This is a genomic window from Paenibacillus pseudetheri (assembly GCF_924513355.1).
GTDB lineage: Bacteria > Bacillota > Bacilli > Paenibacillales > Paenibacillaceae > Paenibacillus_AQ > Paenibacillus_AQ pseudetheri.
In genome coordinates, this window is sequence record NZ_CAKMAB010000021.1 from 79,623 (window position 1) to 98,569 (window position 18,947).

Here is an 18,947-nt window from a genome sequence, read left to right on the forward strand (position 1 = left end):
GCTTGCCTAGTAGCAAACCTTCGCATTACTAATTATTATTTTCCTAAAGCTTTCTTGTTTTCTGTCCATACTTTTGTAACATAATCAAGGAATTTCTCATAACCAACCTTCATGGAATCATCATGTGCTTTGTCAAGAATCGCTAATGCTTCTGCATCAGTCTTCGCATACATGGATTTCGCTCTAGCGGTTAACCAGATATCTTTAACGCTTTGTCTGATAATACCTTCTTCACTATCTGGAGCCGGATCCCAATTTAGGAACTCCGTAAAGTCGCCTTGTGAAGCCCATGTTACTTCCATCTGCCAACGGTTACTGAAGTCGATCTTGTCAGCTGGAAGGGTTTGCAACATCATTTTCTTCGTATTATCCAAGAACACCGTATTACCTACCCAAACCAAGTCACCAGCCTTGCCGCTAATTTCAGACAGTGCTTCTGGCTCATTTAAATATTTTTCTTTATTAAATTTAGGAGTAACTCCATCTGCTTCAAATCCATCCCAGTATCCGTCTGGCCCTGGAGGGCCCCAGTTAAGTACCATAGAACCTTCTGCACCTGTCATCCAATCAAGCATAGCGAATACAGCTTCTGGATTTTTAGCGTTTTTAGTGATCGTAGCAACGTTCCAACCTAACTGATTATAAGTTCCCGGAGTAATCTTACTTTGATCCAAGCCCGGTTTGTAAATTGGTTTAATAAACATATAACCTTCATCCGGATTTTTCTTCTTCATCTCTTCATCAGCAGTAGCGAGCAACTTCATCGGATCGAATGTCGCAATGACAGCGAACTTGCCATTCATTGCTTTCTCTCTAATCTGGTCTTCCGTTTGGGTATTCGCATCTTGCGTCATTAGCTTCTCACGCATTAATTTAGCACCAAAGACAACGGACTCACGGAACCCTTCATCTTTGTAAATCGAAGCCATTTTGTCGCCATCAGGAACAGCGTATATTCTAGTATATGAAAGGTTATTCTCTTTAAAAGAGGAGAACAACTGATCAATACCGTTACCATCTTTCGCTAATCCAGTCTCAAACGGAATCACGTCAGGGAACTTCGCTTTAACAGCATTTAAGTAAGCATACAAATCATCCGTAGTCTCTAGCTTCGGAGAACCGAGTTCTTTGTAAATCTTCTTATTGATTGCATAACCGGCATTACCATTCGGTTGCGTTGTATAATAATTCGGCAGCTGATAGATTTTTCCATCAGGAGAACGAAGCAATTCCAAATGTCCAGCTGTTAAGGACTTTTTAAAATTTGGATATTTATCAATGTATTCATCCAAAGGAACTAGCATATCAGCTTGACGAAGACGCTCTACGTCAGCACCTTTCTCAGTCCAAACAATATCTGGAAGCTCGTTACCAACGATCATCGTTTGCAGCTTTTGAGCGTTATTACCACCCGAGCTAATTCCAGTGACATTGATTTTCAGATTATCCAAAATCCATTTGGAAGCAGCATCTTTGCCCCATTTCGGCATTTGATACCAGCCATAGTTTCCATAGAATGATACTTCAAGTGGTTCTTTACCCAACTCATATAAATCAGCCGCTGGAGCTTCAGTTGCTGTGTTGACCGCTGTTCCTCCTTCTTTCGCTGGTTCAGCAGTTGCAGTTGGAGCGCTTGAATTGTTGCCACTACAACCCGCCACCACAGTTGACAATAGCAAGGTAGACAACGTACCGAGAAGCATCTTTCTCTTAGTCTTCAATGTATTTTCCCCTTTCAATTTGTAATCTATGTTCAAAGCAATACGCTCTAAACCCCATCTCATTCTATCATCCTACTCTTTCAATGATCCCACTAAGACCCCTTTAACGAAGAACCTTTGTAGGAATGGGTACACACATACAATCGGAATGGTTGCAACCATGATCGTAGCCATCGTTAATGACTTCGACGTTATTTTCTTGGCTGAGTTAATATGAGCAATGGAACTTGCATCTACATTAGACAGCTGTTCTGAAGCAATATTAGAGAACAATATCTGTCTCAAGATGGTCTGAATCGGCATTAGCTCCTCTTTCGTAATGTAAATACTCGCTACGAACCACTCATTCCAGTGATTAACTGCTGTGAACAAAGATAACGTTGCGATAACAGGTCCGGACAGCGGAAGTACGATGCGGAGAAAAGTCCCCCAATATCCGCAGCCGTCAATCTTTGCTGACTCCTCTAAACCTTGCGGAAGACCTTGAAAGAAGGTCCGGAATATGATCATATTCCATACGCTGACGAGTGCAGGAATAATAAACACCCAAAATGAGTTGAAGAGGCCTAAACTTCTGATAAGCATGTATGACGGAATGAGTCCCCCACCGAAATACATTGTAATGATACACATAATCATATAGTATTTGCGACCCATCAGTTCACGCTTCGACATTCCATAAGCAAATATCGAAGTGGCCAATATCGCTGTTACTGTGCCAATTACCGTTCGTAATGTAGCAATGACGAATCCACCCATTAAACGAGAATCTTCAAATACAATCTTATAATTCTCAAGTGTGAACTCACGGACCCAGAAAGTAATTCCGCCTTTGGAAGTATCCATCCCCTCATTAAAAGAAATCATAAGTGAATTCCAAAATGGATAAAACGCGGAGAATGCCAGTAAGGTTAAGAATACATATATGAATCCAATAAATAATCGGTCTCCTATGTTAGTACGTTTCATAATTCAGTCCCCCTATATTGTGTAATTCATTACCACAAGCTGTTTCCTGCTTTTCTGGCAATGAAATTTGCAAAGGTAAGTAATGTCACACTGATAACGGCCTTGAACAATCCGATAGCAGTCGCATAGGAGTACCTGAAGTTATCTATACCGACACGTACAACATATACATCAACTGAATCTGATACCTCTCGTAAAGCCGGATTGGAAGCAAGGATCAAAATATCTTCAAATCCTGCATTCACCAGATTACCGATTGCCAGAATCATAAAGATGATCACAACTGGCATAATGGAAGGCAACGTAATTAAATATATCTGTTTAAAGCGACTCGCACCATCCATCGAAGCAGCTTCGTATAAGTGCGGATCAATACCAGCAATGGCAGCTAAGTAAACGATCGAGGCAAATCCAATTTCTTTCCATACATTGGTTGTAACTAAAATGCCCCAGAAATATTCGGTCATAGAAAGGAAGTTAATCGGTTCATCAATAAATCTCAATTTCTCAAGCAGCATATTTATACTGCCATTATCTACGGATAGCATCGATGTAACCATCGAGCCGATAACCACCCAAGATAAAAAGTGAGGCAAGTATGTAACGGTCTGAATAACCCGTTTAAAGAACATCTTACGAACTTCGTTTAGCATTAACGCCAAAATAATCGGTGCAGGAAATCCAAAACAGAACTTCAGTAAGCTGATTATGATTGTATTTTTCATAACCACTTCAAATTCAGGAGCATTAAAGAAGTAAATAAAATGCTTTAATCCAACCCAATCACTGCTAATAAAGCTATTACCTAACTTATAATCTTGAAAAGCGATTAGAATACCGTACATAGGGATATAGGCAAAAATGAAAACTAAAACAAGTGCTGGCAATACCATAAGCTGCAGATCTATTTGCTTAAAAAAGCGTCTTATCCCGCTGGTCCGATGCTTGCCGAGATTCGGTCTTGATGTCTTGTCTGGTGCGACGCTTGCGTTCGCCATATGTAAGTCCTCCTAAACCTAGATTCTTATAAATAAAGCATCTTTCATGGCTTTCTCTCTTTTTGCAGCCTTGGTTCTCCTCTACTCTCCCTCCGTTGATTTGCTATCTTATGAATTAATCTTAATATCTAAGCGCTTTCAAAGGTATATGACAAAACAACTATTATTGATACTTTGACACTTTCTTGAAATAGTTCGTCCAATTTAATAAAAGCATAATTAAAAAAAGCCCTATGCCAGAGATATCTGCATAGGGCTTTTCCATCAATTCGTAAGAGCATTCAATATGTCATCACTTATCGCCTCAGTAATTACTCTTTGGACCTTCCCATCATCTAGATAGACAATAGAAGGTACTGAATCTATTCCTAGCCTGCCAGCAAGTCCAGGAGACTTATATACATCTACCTTTGTGACTCTGACATCAGGATGGGATTGTTCAAATGCTTCAATCATAGGTAATAACTCTCGACACGAAGGATCTGTTGCATTCCATAAATAGACAATGGAAGGTTTGCCTTGATTTAGAATCTGATGTTCATAGGTCTCACACTCAGAGATATACTTCTCAGCACCATACCCTGCAATGGCACCATCACCAACAGCAGTAGCAACTTGCTTAAGAAACTTATCACATACATCCCCTGCTGCAAAAACACCAGGGATATTGGTTTCCATTTTTTCATTGACTAGTACATATCCATTTTGATTCATCTCAACTATACCTGATAAAATTTCTGTGTTCGGTGTATAGCCAATAAATAAGAAACATGAATCGACCTTTATGTTTTGCAATTCATTCAATTTTAGATTTTTCAAAACGACGGAATCCAAGCGTTCTTCCCCTTCGAAAGAACTTACCATCGTATTCCACATGAATTCCATTTTAGGGTTTTCCAAGGCTTGTGTTTTGGCAATTTCATTACAATCCATTTTCCCATGATCATGCATAACAGAAACGATCACTTTATCTGCAAACTTGGTTAGAAACATTCCTTCTTCAATAGCCGCATCACCACTTCCAACGACCATAACCGTCTTCCCCGTATTCGCTGCTGCGTCACAGGTTGCACAGAAAGAAATCCCTTTATCATATAAGAACTTATCTTCATTTGCTGCTCCAGTAATTCTTGGCTTGCCACCACTAGCAATAATTATGACCTTGCACTCATAACGAACCCGAAAAGTCTCCACTACCTTAATATCTTCCGACACCGAGACAGATTTTACATCCGTCATTTTGAAATCAACGCCAAATTTTTTGGCTTGTTTGTGGAATAATCCCATAAGGTCAGTTCCGGTCGTACCTTCAGGAAAACCAGGATAATTCTCTATTTCATTTGTATAAGTCGCAAGACCACCTACCAGCGATTTCTCCAAAAGGAGTGTCTTCAATTTGGCTCGCCCACAATAGATCCCCGCTGTTAATCCAGCAGCCCCGCCACCGATAATAACGACATCATACTGTTCTGTTTTCTTTTCCATTCCTTTTGTCCCTCCTGTGTCGACTATGATTTCAATAAAATAGGCTGACTCTCGTCAGCACTCAAGTTCAGCCTATTCCACTTTTTACATAAAGAATTTAGCTAATAATTTACTGCCTATAAATGCGCCAACCAGCAGGAACAATCCAAAAACCCATCCTGAAAGCGATAAAGAAGCTATAGCCGTAAACAATGCACCGATATTACATCCATTAGCCAGTCTAGCGCCGTACCCCATGAGCAACCCGCCAAGTACCGCCGCCACTACCTGCTTTTTGGACTTGATTTTCTTCAGTTTGAATTCGGATGCAAACAAAGTCGCTGCTAATGCACCTAAGATAATCCCTACATTTCGAATGGATCCACCATCATTCAAAAATCCGGAAGATAATGTTTTTTGTGCTTTTTCCGAACTAAAATAAGCCCATTGATCTACATTCCCACCTGCTAATCGATACAACCAAGCTCCCCAATCTGCAAAAGCACTAGTTACTCCCCATCCTTTAGAGAAAACAGCCAGATGTGCTGTAGCGAACACAGCGAGAAGTACAGCTCCAGTTACATAAGTAAACGGTTCTTTGAGCAATTGCTTGTAAAAGCGGTTAGACGATATCTTCAGCCAGAATTCGTTCACCGTTTCATTCACCGTCCTTTCCTACTCAGCGATCCTATTTTACCTTCTCAATGATAACTTCCCACTCACCATCATCAACCTCTTCAATTTCCACATTATGTCCCTGTTTTCTCGCCCATTCTGGAACGTTCTTCATTGCGCAGCTATGATCTATAGCCACTACTAGTACATCACCTACATTGAGTTCAGTCATTTTCTTCTCTGTTCTCATTAACGGAACCGGACAAGCTTCTCCCATGCAATCAAGTGTAAATTCAGCCATCTTGAAAACCACCTTTAACTTTTATTTGGATGTATTTTAGTGAAATAATTCACGTAATAACTCAAACTAATCTGCGCTTCCCATCTTTTTCTCTTGCCATTTAACTGCAGCGATGTACAACAGAAGAATAATCAGGAACTGAACAACCAGTGCCCCAAGCCAACCAAATACATCTGGTAAAAATACAGTTGGTGCATCCTTTATAACATTAGCTCTCCACCAACCCATATCATGTGATCCCCATAGTGAACCGATGACAAAGAATAGTAGTGACAGCATCTGCATGGTAAAACCTTCACCTACACGCATCAATGTACCCGAAGCGCAGCCACCTGCGATAACCATGCCAATTCCGAATAATACAGCACCAATGATCAAAGCGAGACTGATTTGACCCACATTGTCCATCCCAGGAATCGGTTTACCTTCCAGAAACGCTGGATACTTAATGGCTGTAAATCCAATCGTAGCGAGAGAAAATGCAATCAATACAGCTCTTGTTACCGATGTGCTGCCTGTAATACATGGATCTCTAAGTGATGCAGTAAAGCAGAAACGTGATCTTTGCAAAATAACGCCAAACGAAATACCGAAAAGCAGGTAGACAACCATCTTATCGTGGGCTTGGTTTAGGAAAAAACCAAATCCAATAATGAGAACTGTGACCAGCAACGCGATGGGCAACTGACTCTTTTTGGGTTTTCTAGGAGCTCTGATTCGGGTTGATCTCGTTTCGGGACTTACGGTTTGCCCCATAGTCTAACACCTCCATCGTTTTTATGTAATTGACTATGTGAAAATAGTAACATACTTATTTGTGCTGTGGTTATCGGCTTTCTTTATGCTGTATAAGTGTTACTAATGGCACAGATGGAGCGCAATCAAGTATGCTATAGTTTGCACTAACAGCGGGCAGCAGGAGGAATAAGTATGAATATGGAAACGCTTAAATTATTTTTAGATATTGCAACGTTAAAGAGCATTTCTAAAGCAGCTCAGAAATCTCATATTACCCAATCCGCACTTAGTCAGCAGTTGAAATCCTGGGAGAATACCCTGGGTTCTGAGCTTTTTGTGAGAAGTAATAAAGGGGCCAGCCTAACAGAAGCAGGGATTATCGCGGAGAAATATGCGGGGCAAATCATCAAATTGTATGATGATATGATCACAGAAATCAATCATTTACAGCCAACACAACAAGAGCTGTCTATTTATGCGATTCCAGAAGTCTGTAATTATGCCCTCCCTTGTACCTTGTATGAGGTGAAAAAACATTTTCCCAATTGCCATATCACTCTAAACGAAGGGGCATCGTCCTTAGTAGAAGAACGTTTACTTCTTGAAGAAGGTGATATCGGGTTTATTTCCGGTCCCTCTCCAAAATCCGAATTAAGCTCACATATGGTATTTTCAGATCAAGTTATGTTGGTGGCAAGCAATACGACCGTTTGTCCTAATAAAATTACACTGAATGAGCTCCCCAATTATCCTTTAATCTGGTCCTCACAACTACATTGTGTGCAAAGGGCTTTGAATGCCGTGTCAGTGGGCGAGCTTAAATTAAATATACTCTTTAATCTAGACTCTCTTGAGGCGGTAAAGCTTGCTGCCATTAGAGGGCATGGTCTCGCCTTTCTCCCTTATATGTCCATAAAAAAAGAGTTGTATAGTAAACAACTCAAGATCATTCCTATTGATCAGTTCCAGGTCAATAACGATGTCTACATGATAAAGAAACAAAATCAGCGCTGCGATAACGATACGAAACAATTAGTTCGATATATTGAAAAGACTTTAATAGATACTTTGTGTTGAGCCTAAACCTCAATCGTAATTTCCCATACTCCATTAATCACTTCTTGAATGGAACATTTTAAATTTGAACCACGACAGTAATCCGTGATAGAAACTTTTGCGCAGCTATGATCAGTAACTAGCATCACCTTTTCACCATTTTGAATGGCTTTTTTATGTTTTTTTAACAGCATTACTGGTACTGGGCAGATTTCTCCCAAACAATCAATTTCAATCATCAAGCTGTCTCCATTCTATAAATCATTAGAGTTCTAATAATGACCCAGCATTATCTTCTTCACAAAAGGTGTTAATTCGAGGCTGTTTAATTGTTTAATTTCTATCCACTGTGACCCCTCAGAGTCTTGTCCGTCCCCTTCGATCTTAAGCTCAAAGTTCATATCTAACAATGAAACATTATATATGATCCCTATATGGTGTAACTCTTCTAACTGGGTATCACTGTATGGATAAATTAACGTATAGGAAATGGAATCATGAAGCATCCCTTTTAAACTTGTAATTCCGGTCTCTTCCCAAAACTCCCTCTTAAGGGTCTCATAAGGCTCCTCTCCAAACTCTATAGATCCACCTGGAAAGTCCCACTTTCCCTTATGAGGCCCTCTTGCTTTCTTAATTAGTAATACTTTATCGTTCTTTACTAAGACTCCATACACGCCAAGCTGAGTATATTTTATCATCTCCATAAATCTACCTCCCCCACAAACACCGCAGTTCCAGAAATAAAGACATCCATTTCACCGGATTCATTTCGATATACTTCTACGTTCACCTTGCCGTCCCTACCCATTTCCAATCCCTGTTCCACATCAAAATGTATCGAGTCCCTATGCGGATCAATATATTTTAAATAATAAGCCCCCATTACTCCCGATGCTGTACCTGTTACTGGATCTTCAACGGTTCCCGAAAAAGGCGATTAGAAATGTCTAGCGTGCATTAAAGCGTGCGGATCAAGAGTGTGGAGTGAAAATGGGTGTACAGATGCTTTTGGAAGCAACGTTAAAATCTCTGGAAACAACGAATTTATCGGTTTCATTCTACTAAAGCTATCTATACTCTTAATTGGGACTAATAGAGTCCATGCACCTGTACAACCATAAACTATAGGCAGATCATCTTCCAACTCGTCAAGGGATAAGCCTATGGAGTGCGCAAGCTTCGCTCTATCGCCGTTGAATTCAATAAACTTCGGTTGATCTTGCTTCATTTTTATTAGTATGTGATTATTTTTGTCCATACTAAATTGAATGGGTAGCACACCCACGTTTGTTTCGATCTTTACCGAGCTAGCCTCTCCTAGAAGACCCTTTGTTTTCAAAGCAAATAAAGATGCCATAGTAGCATGTCCACAAAGATTAATCTCATGGCCTGGCGTAAAATACTTAAGCCTTATATCAGCTACATCTGATGAGACTACAAAAACTGTTTCGTTAAAACCGACCTTATGAGCTATCGATTGCATGTCACTTTCGCTCAAATGAGCCGCATCTAATACTACACCAGCTGGATTTCCTTTGTTCGGATAAGGAGAAAAAGCATCATAATGAAGCACTTTGATGTTGTTCACCGGTAAGTCTCCTTTAAATTTATTTCAGTAAAGCTTGATAACTTCATGAAGTGAGAAACTCAGCTGTAAAAATTTCTATTTCTCTTAAAACTTCTTGGCGGTTAGATATCGCATTACATATATAAAAACGGTCTTTATTGTGCTCATGAAACTGTTTAATTACATTAGGCTGCTGATTGAAGAATTCTTTATGAAGAGCTTCACAATCCATTTCAGGATGAGTATCATGAAGTTCCTTGAGTTCAAATACAAGGACATCTTTTTTGCGCTGGATTATTTCACAGACCACATCTTTTGCGTATATACCGTGAGTTAATATGATTCTTAATGCCGAAAGGTCATTGGCTTTTTCCTGTGAAATCTTAATTAATTCTGCTTGTATCTGTAGGACTTGTACCGTATTCCAATGATTAATTAATACTTCAAAAATCCAGTACACCCATTCTTGATCATCGCTTTGATGATTTAGTACATCTTTAACATATGGAATCATCGGATCTCCTATTTCAAGTAAAAAATCAGCTATTTGCCCCGCACCTGGCCAATTTGTATCTTGTATCCATTCAAGTAAACCCGGCAATATACTTTTCACACGTGGATATCCCAAACGTACTACTGTTTCAGCTGCTCCATCCCAGTAACCTTTTGAAATGGGCTGCAATAATAAATGAAGATCCTCTTCCTTAATATTTTGCAGCTTATGAATTACATCTTCCTTTTCCTCTTCGGATACACTCCATGATAATTTTTCGATTAAACTCAATATGTTTTCCATTACATCCACCTTCTTATGATCATTTAGTCGTCATTGCAAGTCTCATAGATAGCCTTATAGGTAGCGCAGCATTCCCCATCTGGTTCAAATCGCCCACCATAAATAAATCTTTAATCGGGTAATAAAAAGCAAATGACCCTGTTGATCCAGAATGCCCCATTAATTCACCCTTGCCCATAAAAAGTGTAATCAACCCATCCAAAGGAATTCTCATGTAACCACTGCCATAGAAGATAGGTCCCATTGTTGCTTGAAGTTTATTAGATGCCGTTAATTGTTCAAACAATTCCTTATTAAACAGCTTGCCTCCAAAGAAAGCCTTCATAAATATCATTAATTCACGAGCAGTGGTGATACAGCCTCCACTCGCACGGCTACTTCTAATTACTTTGGGTCGATAAATAGATTTATCCTTATAATAGATATTCGGTATAAAATCATTTTCATGTTCAGGGAGATATGTACTCTCGAGTGTTAGTGGTTCAAATATGTATTTCTTATATGCTTCTGCTAATGTTGTATTTGTTACTTTCTCAATAATTTCACCGAGCATATCAAAGTTAATATCGGCATAGTATGCTTTTCCCTTAGTTCGAGGTGCAAAATGTGGTCTCAGCTTCTTTACCAGCGCCACCTGCTCACTGAAGGTTGTATAATAATCCTCCTCAATGGCACGACTCTTAGCACTATTTGTTCCTTCTTCAAACACATCCGGTAACCCGCTGATCTGAAACAACAAATCAGACAGGGTCAGATCAAAAGAATATTCCCTACTTCCATATACATGAATACCACTTAAAAGCTCATTATCAAAATAATTAGTAAGCCTATCATCCAAGGAAAGTTCGCCCTTCTCTAATAAAGCTAAAATACAAGTGGTGGTAAATAGCTTTGTAATACTGGCCATAAGCATAGGGGAGTCCATATCTTTCCCCCCATATCCCTTACTGTAAGAGAAGTTACCAATAGTATTCTCAACAAATAGGACGCCTTCATGAATTTGTTTAGAACTTGTGGTTTTATTAAAGATCTTTTCAATGGTTTGCATTCTTTTGGTTGTCATGAGTTATCCTTTCATCCGATCTCTGTTTACTAGCATATTAAAAATCAGTTAAAGTTGTCTTTTCCAATGAACAGTTTAAAGGATATTACAGCAATAAACATGGATTTGAGATCGGAGTGAATGATTTACAATAAGTCAAACGTCATTTTTGAATAAGATTTCATTTAGAGGGATGGTCAATCCTACAAGTTCATTTTGGCTATCTAAATATCTGAAGGTTGCTTCAACGTCTTCTTTATTCATGGCCTTCATGATGATCAAATGCTTCATATATAATCCTGGGGGCTCCATGCAGTTATTACTAAAATATTGGACTAAATTTTCCGGCGTTGTAAGAGTACACCATCGTTCAGATCCATCATTAAAAGTTAGCGTCACTTCTACAAATAGTTCACTTTCAATATCTTGATCAAAGTTCCATTTCTGCAGGAGTAAGATATTTTCATTTTTTGACAAAAATAGTCTTTTGAAATCCAAACTTTTCTTCCGTGATCTCCAACAATCCTGAATTTATTTTCATCTGTATTTTCGACTACATATTCTTTTCCGCGTGTTAAAGCATGTGCATAGGCACCAATATCTCTACACCTGATGATTTGTCTATCCATAAATTCACATCCACTATTTAGTTGAAGACATCAGTTATCCTTTACGATTTACATAAACACTTATTGGTTACAACTTGGTTATACCCCTGATCAAACATTATCGTCTTCATAACAGCATTGGATATGGCTATATACTTTCCAAACTGGAATGCAAAATATATGGTTCCGATGATTCCCGTATAAAATAGTATCGTAATCTTCTTTTAGTCCCATCTCAACAATCCCTTCTTCTACACCATTGATTTCTTTCGTTTCATTATCCATATTATTAATAACACAATAACTAAAGACCCTAGTATAGAAATCCAGATCGTTTTACTTTCCAATTGACCATTGGCATAATGACCTTTATTTATGGCTTTGACAAATATAGCTTCATCAGTCTTAATGGCAATGATTTCTTTGGGATTGGTATTCTTAATCGAATAATATATAGTGCCCTTAGGGTAAGTGTTTGAAAAGTTGCCGCTATATGTTCCCTCGTGGTCTGAATATCTTGTTACCTGTCCTATCTTTGTATCAATTTCATCCGAAAGGATGAGTTCGTTGTCTGATATTTCATAAATATCACCTGAGTAAACAACAAAAGAATACGCCCAGTCCGCGTTCATAGAGCGCATTGGCATTAAAGCAACAATGGCTAGAATTACAATAATGAACTTCTTCATTACAACCTCCTCTATCTACGGGATTCGATTGCTTTATACAGTTCATTAAACACTCCGCCTTTATTTAATCCCTCAATTAGTTCCGCTAAGCCTGATTTTCCTACAATTTCAAACCATCTAGCTACTTCTGAATGGGCGATCTCATAATTTTCTTTTACTTGTGAGGGTTCATAAAAAGCATCTCTACTACTTAAGTCATTAACATGATCTAAACTTAAATTTTCATTTCTTATATATCTATGATCAACTACGGTTGCTAACCCTTCATCAAACCATACAGGTACCTTGTCCTTATTCTTTAATCTCGTTCTTAATTCACTATGCAGCAGTTCATGAGCTATTACATCCTCATTAAATCCATCAGGACCAATAACGATGTAATGCCCCCAATATGTATAATAAGTCTGTCCCGTTCGATTCTTTTGAGCATACTTCTTTAGGGCTTGAGGAGATTGAATAAATAGCATGGTTGGAGTAGAATGTAATCCGTCAAAAATCTCTGAAATTCTTTCTTTCGATTGTTCGAGATCATTTATAATCAAATACTCAATAATCTCAGGGATATCAGGTTCTACATAGACACGTTCATCATGTTCCTCCATACTAGAAAAGTCTACCATCATCGCATGAACAGGTTGAGGATTTAACAGATAACTAGCTATTAGTAACATTAAAAAGATGGATAGGAATGCGCCGATGATAAATGTATTTTTCCTTTTTTTGATCATACCAGTAGCTCCTTTTAGATTATCAAAAATACTCTATAAGAATATTAAACGAACTCTCAATAACCTCAAGATCAGTTGAGCCTATAATTTGATCAAGCACTTCCCCTTCAGAATCTATAAAGTACAATGTAGGAAAACCTGGTTCCCCATAATGTTTATAGAAAGCTCCTGTTTCGTCTAGAAGTACAGGATAATCAATGTTGTATTTCTTAACATACTGTTCAACTTCTGAAACATCATCACGATAAATTGGATTGATGCCGTAGATGTTCACTTTATCCTTATATTTTTCATACAAAGAAACAATCTTTGGAGCATCTTCATTACAATACGGACACCAAGAGGTGAAAAATACTAATACCGTTGGTTTTTCCGAAAATTTGATTTGTGTTACATCCGAATTTATTAGCACCTTTAATTCAATGTTCTCTGGACTAACTGTGGGTTTAGTATTATTGTTTACCACGATATAAATGATAGTGCTTAATGCAATACATAATATAAATGAACTGATTATTGTGATGTTTTTTCTCAAAAGATCCACCCTTTTCATCTTTTTTCGCGACTAGTATACATTCTCTTCCACTAATCCCATCTCCTCCACATAAAGCCAATCTAAATTCCTTCTATGTATATGAAAAAAGCCTCTGCTTCAGAGATTTCTTCTCTTAGGCAATGGCTTGGTCTGTAGTTATTATATTGAGCTAATACAATTGAGCTTTTTCCATTTACGAATCTTCGAACGAAAAGTCTTGAACGGTGCAACGGAATTGATATGAATCCATTTGACCATAGGCCATTTTGGATTATTCCCTGTCCATTTCCGAACGCCTTGCATAAACAGCTCTTCATCGCTTAAAGAATCAATCCAGTTCTGCCATTGTTGTTCTGTCTCTTTCAATAAAGATCTTAATTCGTCTAATGAGTGGGTAGCATAGGTATGATAAAACGATTGATATAATCCGCCAAGTTGATTCCATTTATAATCCGGTGAAGGTGTAATGACAGTTAACCCTGCTTTTTCATCCCTATCCCATTTCATCACAAGGTTCAACCATCCCAATTGATAGGCAAGGATCTCTACTGGAGTACGATCGACGCCTTCCATACGAATGTCTTTTTGAGCATTCTCAATGCCCTCAAATTCATGATCAAGAGACAAATAGGCAGTATGTATAGCAGTTTTCAATCCTTCTTTGGATAGGTAGTCGTGTGTAGACATAATAACTCTCCTTTATGAATCTTTGTTACCCCCAGAACATCCCTCTACTATCTTTATCAACGATTTCCAACTGTTTTTCAAAATCATCTTGGGGGGCAAAATCATCTACAAAATGCCATTTTTTCTTGCTGTCTCTCCAATATATTTTCCACTTATGTTCTTCAAATCGAAATTGCGCGATGGGTAATTCTACCCATTTATCACTCATAAACGCCGGTCTTTCTTCATTTAATGTAACGCTATTTCCTCTGAACTTAAAATTAAGTTTAATTTGATTACTAATGTGCTTTGGTACCTTCGCTTCAATGTAAGTCGACAATATCTTCTCAATTCTCTTTTTAGTAAATGAATCCAGCATATGCACACCTCTTTAATTAATTTGATCTTATAATGTAATTTTCTCACCCACAACAAGACACTTACTGTTACTACCATGCCCGATCTCGTTTGTTTTCACGATAGGAATCCGGCTGATCTCCTTCACATACTCTTCTACGATTGAAAATTCATTATAGCTCTCCAGTTCAGTAAACGACCCAAGAATCACTCCAGCGAGTTTATCAAAATACTTAACTTGCTGTAGCTGGGCAAATAAGGAGACGATTTTGTTAGCTCTGCCACTTAAACTTTCTAAGAATAAAATCTTGTTCGAAGGGTCTGGAAAATAACTTGTTCCTGCTAACTTCATAAAACATCGAATATTGCCGCCAATTATAATCCCGCTCATCTGGTTCCCACGGACCCAATGAAAGCCGAAATCGTAAAGATCGTTGTGTACCTCGAAAAATGTTCGATAAAAAGCAGATTGCTGCTCCGCCCCATCAGAAGAAACGAGATTCATCAACTGATAATGATAGGATTTTGAATTACTTTGCGTATGTAAAGCGTTCAAAATAACGGATAAGTCACTCATTCCGAAAAAAGGCTTCGGATGCAATCGAATATGATCGTAGTTGATATACTCCAAGATCTGGTTCGCGGAATCCCCACCTGAAATATCAAAAATCGCACGAATTTCATCATTCTTAAATAGACGATTCAACTCCGTTGCTCTTTCCTTATGATTCCCACTGAAATAACTATCTCTTCTAAACAAGGTGTTAGACTTCACTATCTCAAGACCACACGAGTTCATAATTTTAATTAATTCTTCTACTTTAGGCAGGTTCTCCACTCTCACACCATCAGAACAAGCGATAAATCCTACTTTATCCCCTGGCGTGAGTTTTAAAGCATTGCTCATCTTAGTTAATCCTTTCATTTCTAATATAGCCGATTCTCATAGCTATCCTTTAAAGATTTGGATACATCCTCTTGAGATAGCCCCAGCTTTTTTGCATGTTCTGCTATGATAACCGAAGGTTTAGGCAGCTCTGTTTTCAACGGCCAATAGGTATCATCCCATAGATGTGATCTTTTAAAAGCTTTAGCACAATGCATATAACACTCTTCCACTTCAACGGCAATGCCCAATTTCGGTAGTTTACCTTGAGCCTCCATATGAACCATTATTTCTTGATCTTTGATAATCCTTGCATGCCCATTTATTCTTAAGGTTTCTTCAAGTCCGGGAATAATAAATATCAAACCCACTTTTGAATTTAAAAGAATGTTGCGCAAAGAATCAAACCGTCGATTACCAGGTCGCTCAGGAATTACTAAATGTTTGTCATCTAACACATATACAAAACCTGCAGCATCCCCACGCGGAGATACATCACAATTGCCAGCTGGATCACTTGTTGCTATAAAGAGTAACGGTGATTTGGATATATAATCTCGGCAATGATGATCGATGAAGGTTATACTCTTGTTGTTTACCAATTCACTGGGATACCCATACATTGACCTTAACTCTTCTTCAGAGTTTATAACTTCTTTGAAAATGTTATGATTCATCTTTCTCCCTCCTACTTTCGCAGTTTAAAAACCAAAAAATCGCTGCAGCGAAAATCCTCTTCAAACGACGGATACTTCTCAATCATTTCAGCAGAGGGCTTCGGCTCAATCATTTCCTCGATTTGAAAACCAGCCCGTACAATCGTATTTACATAACTGGATAACGTCCTATGAAAAATCAGAAACTTTTCCTCTTGATCTATAGGGAAGTTCTGATTATAAGTGCCCTCGTAGAAATAATTATCCACTTTCCAATAAAGCTTTTCTCCGGTATCCGACTTCACCCATCCGCTACCAGGGGTTACAAAGCAAGGATGTGGAATTGAGAATATAAACGTCCCACCTTCGACTAACAACCGATTCATTTCATGAATCGCCATCTCATAATCGTATAAATCATGAATCACCATATTGGAAACGATGAGATCATAACTCTCATTCTGGAGAAAGCTGAGATCTTCACAATTGCCATGATGGAAGTTTATCTTTAATTCCTCTGGTGATTTACTCTTGGCTATCGTTATCATGTTCTGCGAGTAATCAACGCCAGTTACTGAAGCTCCTCCCTTAGCTATCATTCTGCTTAAATACCCTTCACCGCAGCCTGCATCTAGCACCTTCTTATTTTTAACAGAACCCATGAGACTGAATAAAGCTGGATTCAAAAAAATTTCTCGATGGATATCCCCGTTTTCGCCGTACGAAGTTGAGATTAGTTCTGCGTATTTATCCCATCTTTTTATGGCTTCTTTACTGCCCAATTCATCATTCATTTGATCACCTCTAAATTTCTGAAATAATCCATTTTACTGTCGATAAATCCATTGTCAAAGTCAGCTGCACCAATAAGCTCACCTTCACTGAAACATAAAGCAAATAACCAAAGCTGTCTAAGCGCAACGAACATAGGAACAGCACTAATATCATTGTCACTAAGATCTCTTAAACTCTTATATCCATTTAAAAATGCTGCCCATAACTGTTCAACTTCATCTTTATTATGCCCGCTATGAATCTCTCTTGCCAATCTAAACTCTGCAATATCATAGGCTCTCCATCCGTAACCACAAATATCGAAATCATAATGAGTTAATTCCCCTTCGTCCGTAAAAGCCACATTCGTATTCCCATGCAAATCGCCATGGCAGATGCCCCAGTCGAGCCCCTCTTCCAGATGTTCTTCAATCTGCGCTTTTAACTGTATGATAAGGTCATACAGGAATTGATAATCCTCTTCTCGATGGTTCATATGTAGTTTGATCGTATGAAGTGGTTTCTCAATTAAATGTTCAAAATCAAGCTTGCCTCTCATATGTTCACACTTAAAGTTGTCCGTAGTTTTGTGGATTTGTGCAACTGACTGACCAAATAAGTAGCTGTCTTCTACCGCATGAATAGGCTTTTCATTTCCTACAGCAAAACTAAACATAACGCCATACTTCACACCCTCAGGCACCCAAAATTCATTAATCATGATCCCATCTTTTCGAGGAATAGGAATGGAGACGTTTACACCTTTTTCGTGCAAATCGTTCAACAATTCTAATTCAAAATCAATATCCGATCTACTCCGTCTATCCGCACGATAAACACGAAAGATGTATTTTTCCAATGCCGTTTCTAAGATGTATGTATCGTTCATACCTCTAAGAAAATACTGCAGCTGTACTGGTTCTGGAATCTCATAATGTTCTTTAATATGTAATAATAATGCGTCTGTTGCCAACAGTGAATATGTAACAGGAAAAAAATTCAGGTGTATCCCATCCCTTTAGGTTTTTGATAGTAATACTTACACCATACCATATTTAGGGATTTGAATCATTTTCTTCTTTAATCTGCGAAACCATTGTATGGTAATATAAGTATAATAATTCAGAATCAAACACATGGGGGTGTTCGAATGCGTAAATCACCGTTGATCTTGAGTATGATTTTATTATCCCTAACGTTAATTATGGGCTGTAATTCAGAAGTGGATGATGCCACTGAATCCGCTGAGAAGTACAAAAATGTTGAATATACCATCAAGGTTTCTGATGATTTATTTTCTGAGGAATCCATTCTAGCGCGAAATGAAGAAATGAAACCGTACTTTACTGAATACTATACCGAAAAAGCTATAGGGAGCCGAATCACAACTATCCCTTATAAAATCGCTAATAAACAAAAGCTTTCTTTAAAACCAGATAACCTAAAGTTCACCCTTTCCGAACAAAAGAAAGATATTGTTGAGTTAAAGTATACTTGTGATCTTGTTTTGTTGGATAAGGACGACAAAGAAAGTAAACGTGTCCCTTTGGAGGGAATACTGACTATGTTTGATGTGGATGGTCAATGGTTAGTGCAAGGAGATCGTTTTGACTCGGAGGCTTTTATGAAATTGATTTATGACTAAACATCTTTTTTTATCAAGTAGGAGGGGGCGGCAAGCCCCCGTCCTCTCACACCACCGTACATGCGGGTCCGCATACGGCGGTTCCAAAAGGTTAACAAAGTTCCAGATAACGTGAAAGCAGACTTTTCAGCCC

23 protein-coding genes and 1 pseudogene are annotated in these 18,947 nt (G+C 38.3%); 2 read left to right on the forward strand and 22 right to left on the reverse strand.

Annotated elements, in window-relative coordinates:
- Positions 1-35: 35 nt before the first annotated feature.
- From L1028_RS18625 to L1028_RS18655, 7 genes are all read right to left on the reverse strand, one after another.
- Complete coding sequence (locus L1028_RS18625; protein WP_234537049.1) at positions 36-1,721, reverse strand: extracellular solute-binding protein; 1,686 nt, start codon at positions 1,719-1,721, stop codon at positions 36-38.
- A gap of 72 nt (positions 1,722-1,793) precedes the next feature.
- Entirely contained in the window at positions 1,794-2,690 is an 897-nt protein-coding gene (locus tag L1028_RS18630) for a carbohydrate ABC transporter permease (protein ID WP_234537053.1), read from the reverse strand.
- Positions 2,691-2,719: 29 nt separating this feature from the next.
- Positions 2,720-3,688 carry an ABC transporter permease gene (locus L1028_RS18635; RefSeq protein WP_060623997.1) on the reverse strand — a complete coding sequence of 323 codons (969 nt, stop codon included), beginning with the start codon at positions 3,686-3,688 and terminating at the stop codon, positions 2,720-2,722.
- Between the two features lie 264 nt (positions 3,689-3,952).
- The gene (locus L1028_RS18640; protein WP_234537057.1) at positions 3,953-5,173 is read right to left on the reverse strand and encodes an FAD-dependent oxidoreductase; all 1,221 of its coding nucleotides are present in this window, start codon (positions 5,171-5,173) and stop codon (positions 3,953-3,955) included.
- Between the two features lie 84 nt (positions 5,174-5,257).
- Positions 5,258-5,806 (reverse strand): YeeE/YedE thiosulfate transporter family protein, encoded by a 549-nt coding sequence (locus L1028_RS18645; RefSeq protein WP_234537062.1) that lies wholly within the window; start codon positions 5,804-5,806, stop codon positions 5,258-5,260.
- Between the two features lie 34 nt (positions 5,807-5,840).
- Positions 5,841-6,068, reverse strand: a complete 228-nt coding sequence (locus L1028_RS18650; RefSeq protein WP_234537065.1) for a sulfurtransferase TusA family protein — start codon at positions 6,066-6,068, stop codon at positions 5,841-5,843.
- Positions 6,069-6,134: 66 nt separating this feature from the next.
- Positions 6,135-6,824, reverse strand: coding sequence for a YeeE/YedE thiosulfate transporter family protein (locus tag L1028_RS18655; protein WP_234537068.1), 690 nt, complete (start codon positions 6,822-6,824; stop codon positions 6,135-6,137).
- Between the two features lie 174 nt (positions 6,825-6,998).
- On the opposite strand from L1028_RS18655, the gene L1028_RS18660 reads away from it, so the two are divergent.
- Positions 6,999-7,883: a LysR family transcriptional regulator gene (locus L1028_RS18660; RefSeq protein ID WP_234537070.1), complete on the forward strand. Its 885-nt coding sequence runs from the start codon at positions 6,999-7,001 to the stop codon at positions 7,881-7,883.
- A gap of 2 nt (positions 7,884-7,885) precedes the next feature.
- Here L1028_RS18660 and L1028_RS18665 read toward each other — a convergent pair whose 3' ends face one another.
- From L1028_RS18665 to L1028_RS18735, 15 genes and pseudogenes are all read right to left on the reverse strand, one after another.
- A complete protein-coding gene (locus tag L1028_RS18665; protein ID WP_234537075.1) occupies positions 7,886-8,101 on the reverse strand; it encodes a sulfurtransferase TusA family protein in 216 nt (71 codons plus the stop codon).
- Between the two features lie 33 nt (positions 8,102-8,134).
- Entirely contained in the window at positions 8,135-8,569 is a 435-nt protein-coding gene (locus L1028_RS18670; RefSeq protein ID WP_234537078.1) for an NUDIX hydrolase, read from the reverse strand.
- Positions 8,560-9,453: pseudogene (locus tag L1028_RS18675) on the reverse strand (PhzF family phenazine biosynthesis protein). Before L1028_RS18675 ends, L1028_RS18670 begins: the two are co-directional and overlap by 10 nt.
- A 43-nt stretch (positions 9,454-9,496) precedes the next feature.
- Positions 9,497-10,228 (reverse strand): DUF5071 domain-containing protein, encoded by a 732-nt coding sequence (locus L1028_RS18680; RefSeq protein WP_234537097.1) that lies wholly within the window; start codon positions 10,226-10,228, stop codon positions 9,497-9,499.
- Positions 10,229-10,247: 19 nt separating this feature from the next.
- Entirely contained in the window at positions 10,248-11,291 is a 1,044-nt protein-coding gene (locus L1028_RS18685; protein ID WP_234537100.1) for a serine hydrolase domain-containing protein, read from the reverse strand.
- A 135-nt stretch (positions 11,292-11,426) separates the two neighbouring features.
- Positions 11,427-11,747, reverse strand: coding sequence for a hypothetical protein (locus L1028_RS18690; protein ID WP_234537103.1), 321 nt, complete (start codon positions 11,745-11,747; stop codon positions 11,427-11,429).
- Positions 11,748-12,129: 382 nt separating this feature from the next.
- Entirely contained in the window at positions 12,130-12,567 is a 438-nt protein-coding gene (locus L1028_RS18695; RefSeq protein WP_234537108.1) for a hypothetical protein, read from the reverse strand.
- An 11-nt stretch (positions 12,568-12,578) separates the two neighbouring features.
- Entirely contained in the window at positions 12,579-13,295 is a 717-nt protein-coding gene (locus L1028_RS18700) for a hypothetical protein (RefSeq protein WP_234537111.1), read from the reverse strand.
- A 22-nt stretch (positions 13,296-13,317) separates the two neighbouring features.
- Positions 13,318-13,848 (reverse strand): TlpA family protein disulfide reductase, encoded by a 531-nt coding sequence (locus tag L1028_RS18705; protein WP_234537114.1) that lies wholly within the window; start codon positions 13,846-13,848, stop codon positions 13,318-13,320.
- Between the two features lie 141 nt (positions 13,849-13,989).
- Positions 13,990-14,517: a ClbS/DfsB family four-helix bundle protein gene (locus tag L1028_RS18710; protein ID WP_234537117.1), complete on the reverse strand. Its 528-nt coding sequence runs from the start codon at positions 14,515-14,517 to the stop codon at positions 13,990-13,992.
- A gap of 25 nt (positions 14,518-14,542) precedes the next feature.
- The gene (locus tag L1028_RS18715; protein ID WP_234537118.1) at positions 14,543-14,875 is read right to left on the reverse strand and encodes a DUF3024 domain-containing protein; all 333 of its coding nucleotides are present in this window, start codon (positions 14,873-14,875) and stop codon (positions 14,543-14,545) included.
- Between the two features lie 27 nt (positions 14,876-14,902).
- A complete protein-coding gene (locus L1028_RS18720) occupies positions 14,903-15,760 on the reverse strand; it encodes a S66 family peptidase (RefSeq protein ID WP_234537121.1) in 858 nt (285 codons plus the stop codon).
- A gap of 20 nt (positions 15,761-15,780) precedes the next feature.
- Positions 15,781-16,416 carry a pyridoxamine 5'-phosphate oxidase family protein gene (locus L1028_RS18725; RefSeq protein ID WP_234537124.1) on the reverse strand — a complete coding sequence of 212 codons (636 nt, stop codon included), beginning with the start codon at positions 16,414-16,416 and terminating at the stop codon, positions 15,781-15,783.
- Between the two features lie 11 nt (positions 16,417-16,427).
- Entirely contained in the window at positions 16,428-17,189 is a 762-nt protein-coding gene (locus L1028_RS18730; RefSeq protein ID WP_234537127.1) for a class I SAM-dependent methyltransferase, read from the reverse strand.
- Entirely contained in the window at positions 17,186-18,142 is a 957-nt protein-coding gene (locus tag L1028_RS18735; RefSeq protein ID WP_234537145.1) for a phosphotransferase enzyme family protein, read from the reverse strand. Before L1028_RS18735 ends, L1028_RS18730 begins: the two co-directional genes overlap by 4 nt.
- 177 nt (positions 18,143-18,319) lie before the next feature.
- Here L1028_RS18735 and L1028_RS18740 point away from each other — a divergent pair, with 177 nt between their 5' ends.
- Entirely contained in the window at positions 18,320-18,814 is a 495-nt protein-coding gene (locus L1028_RS18740) for a hypothetical protein (RefSeq protein WP_234537149.1), read from the forward strand.
- Positions 18,815-18,947: the final 133 nt, after the last annotated feature.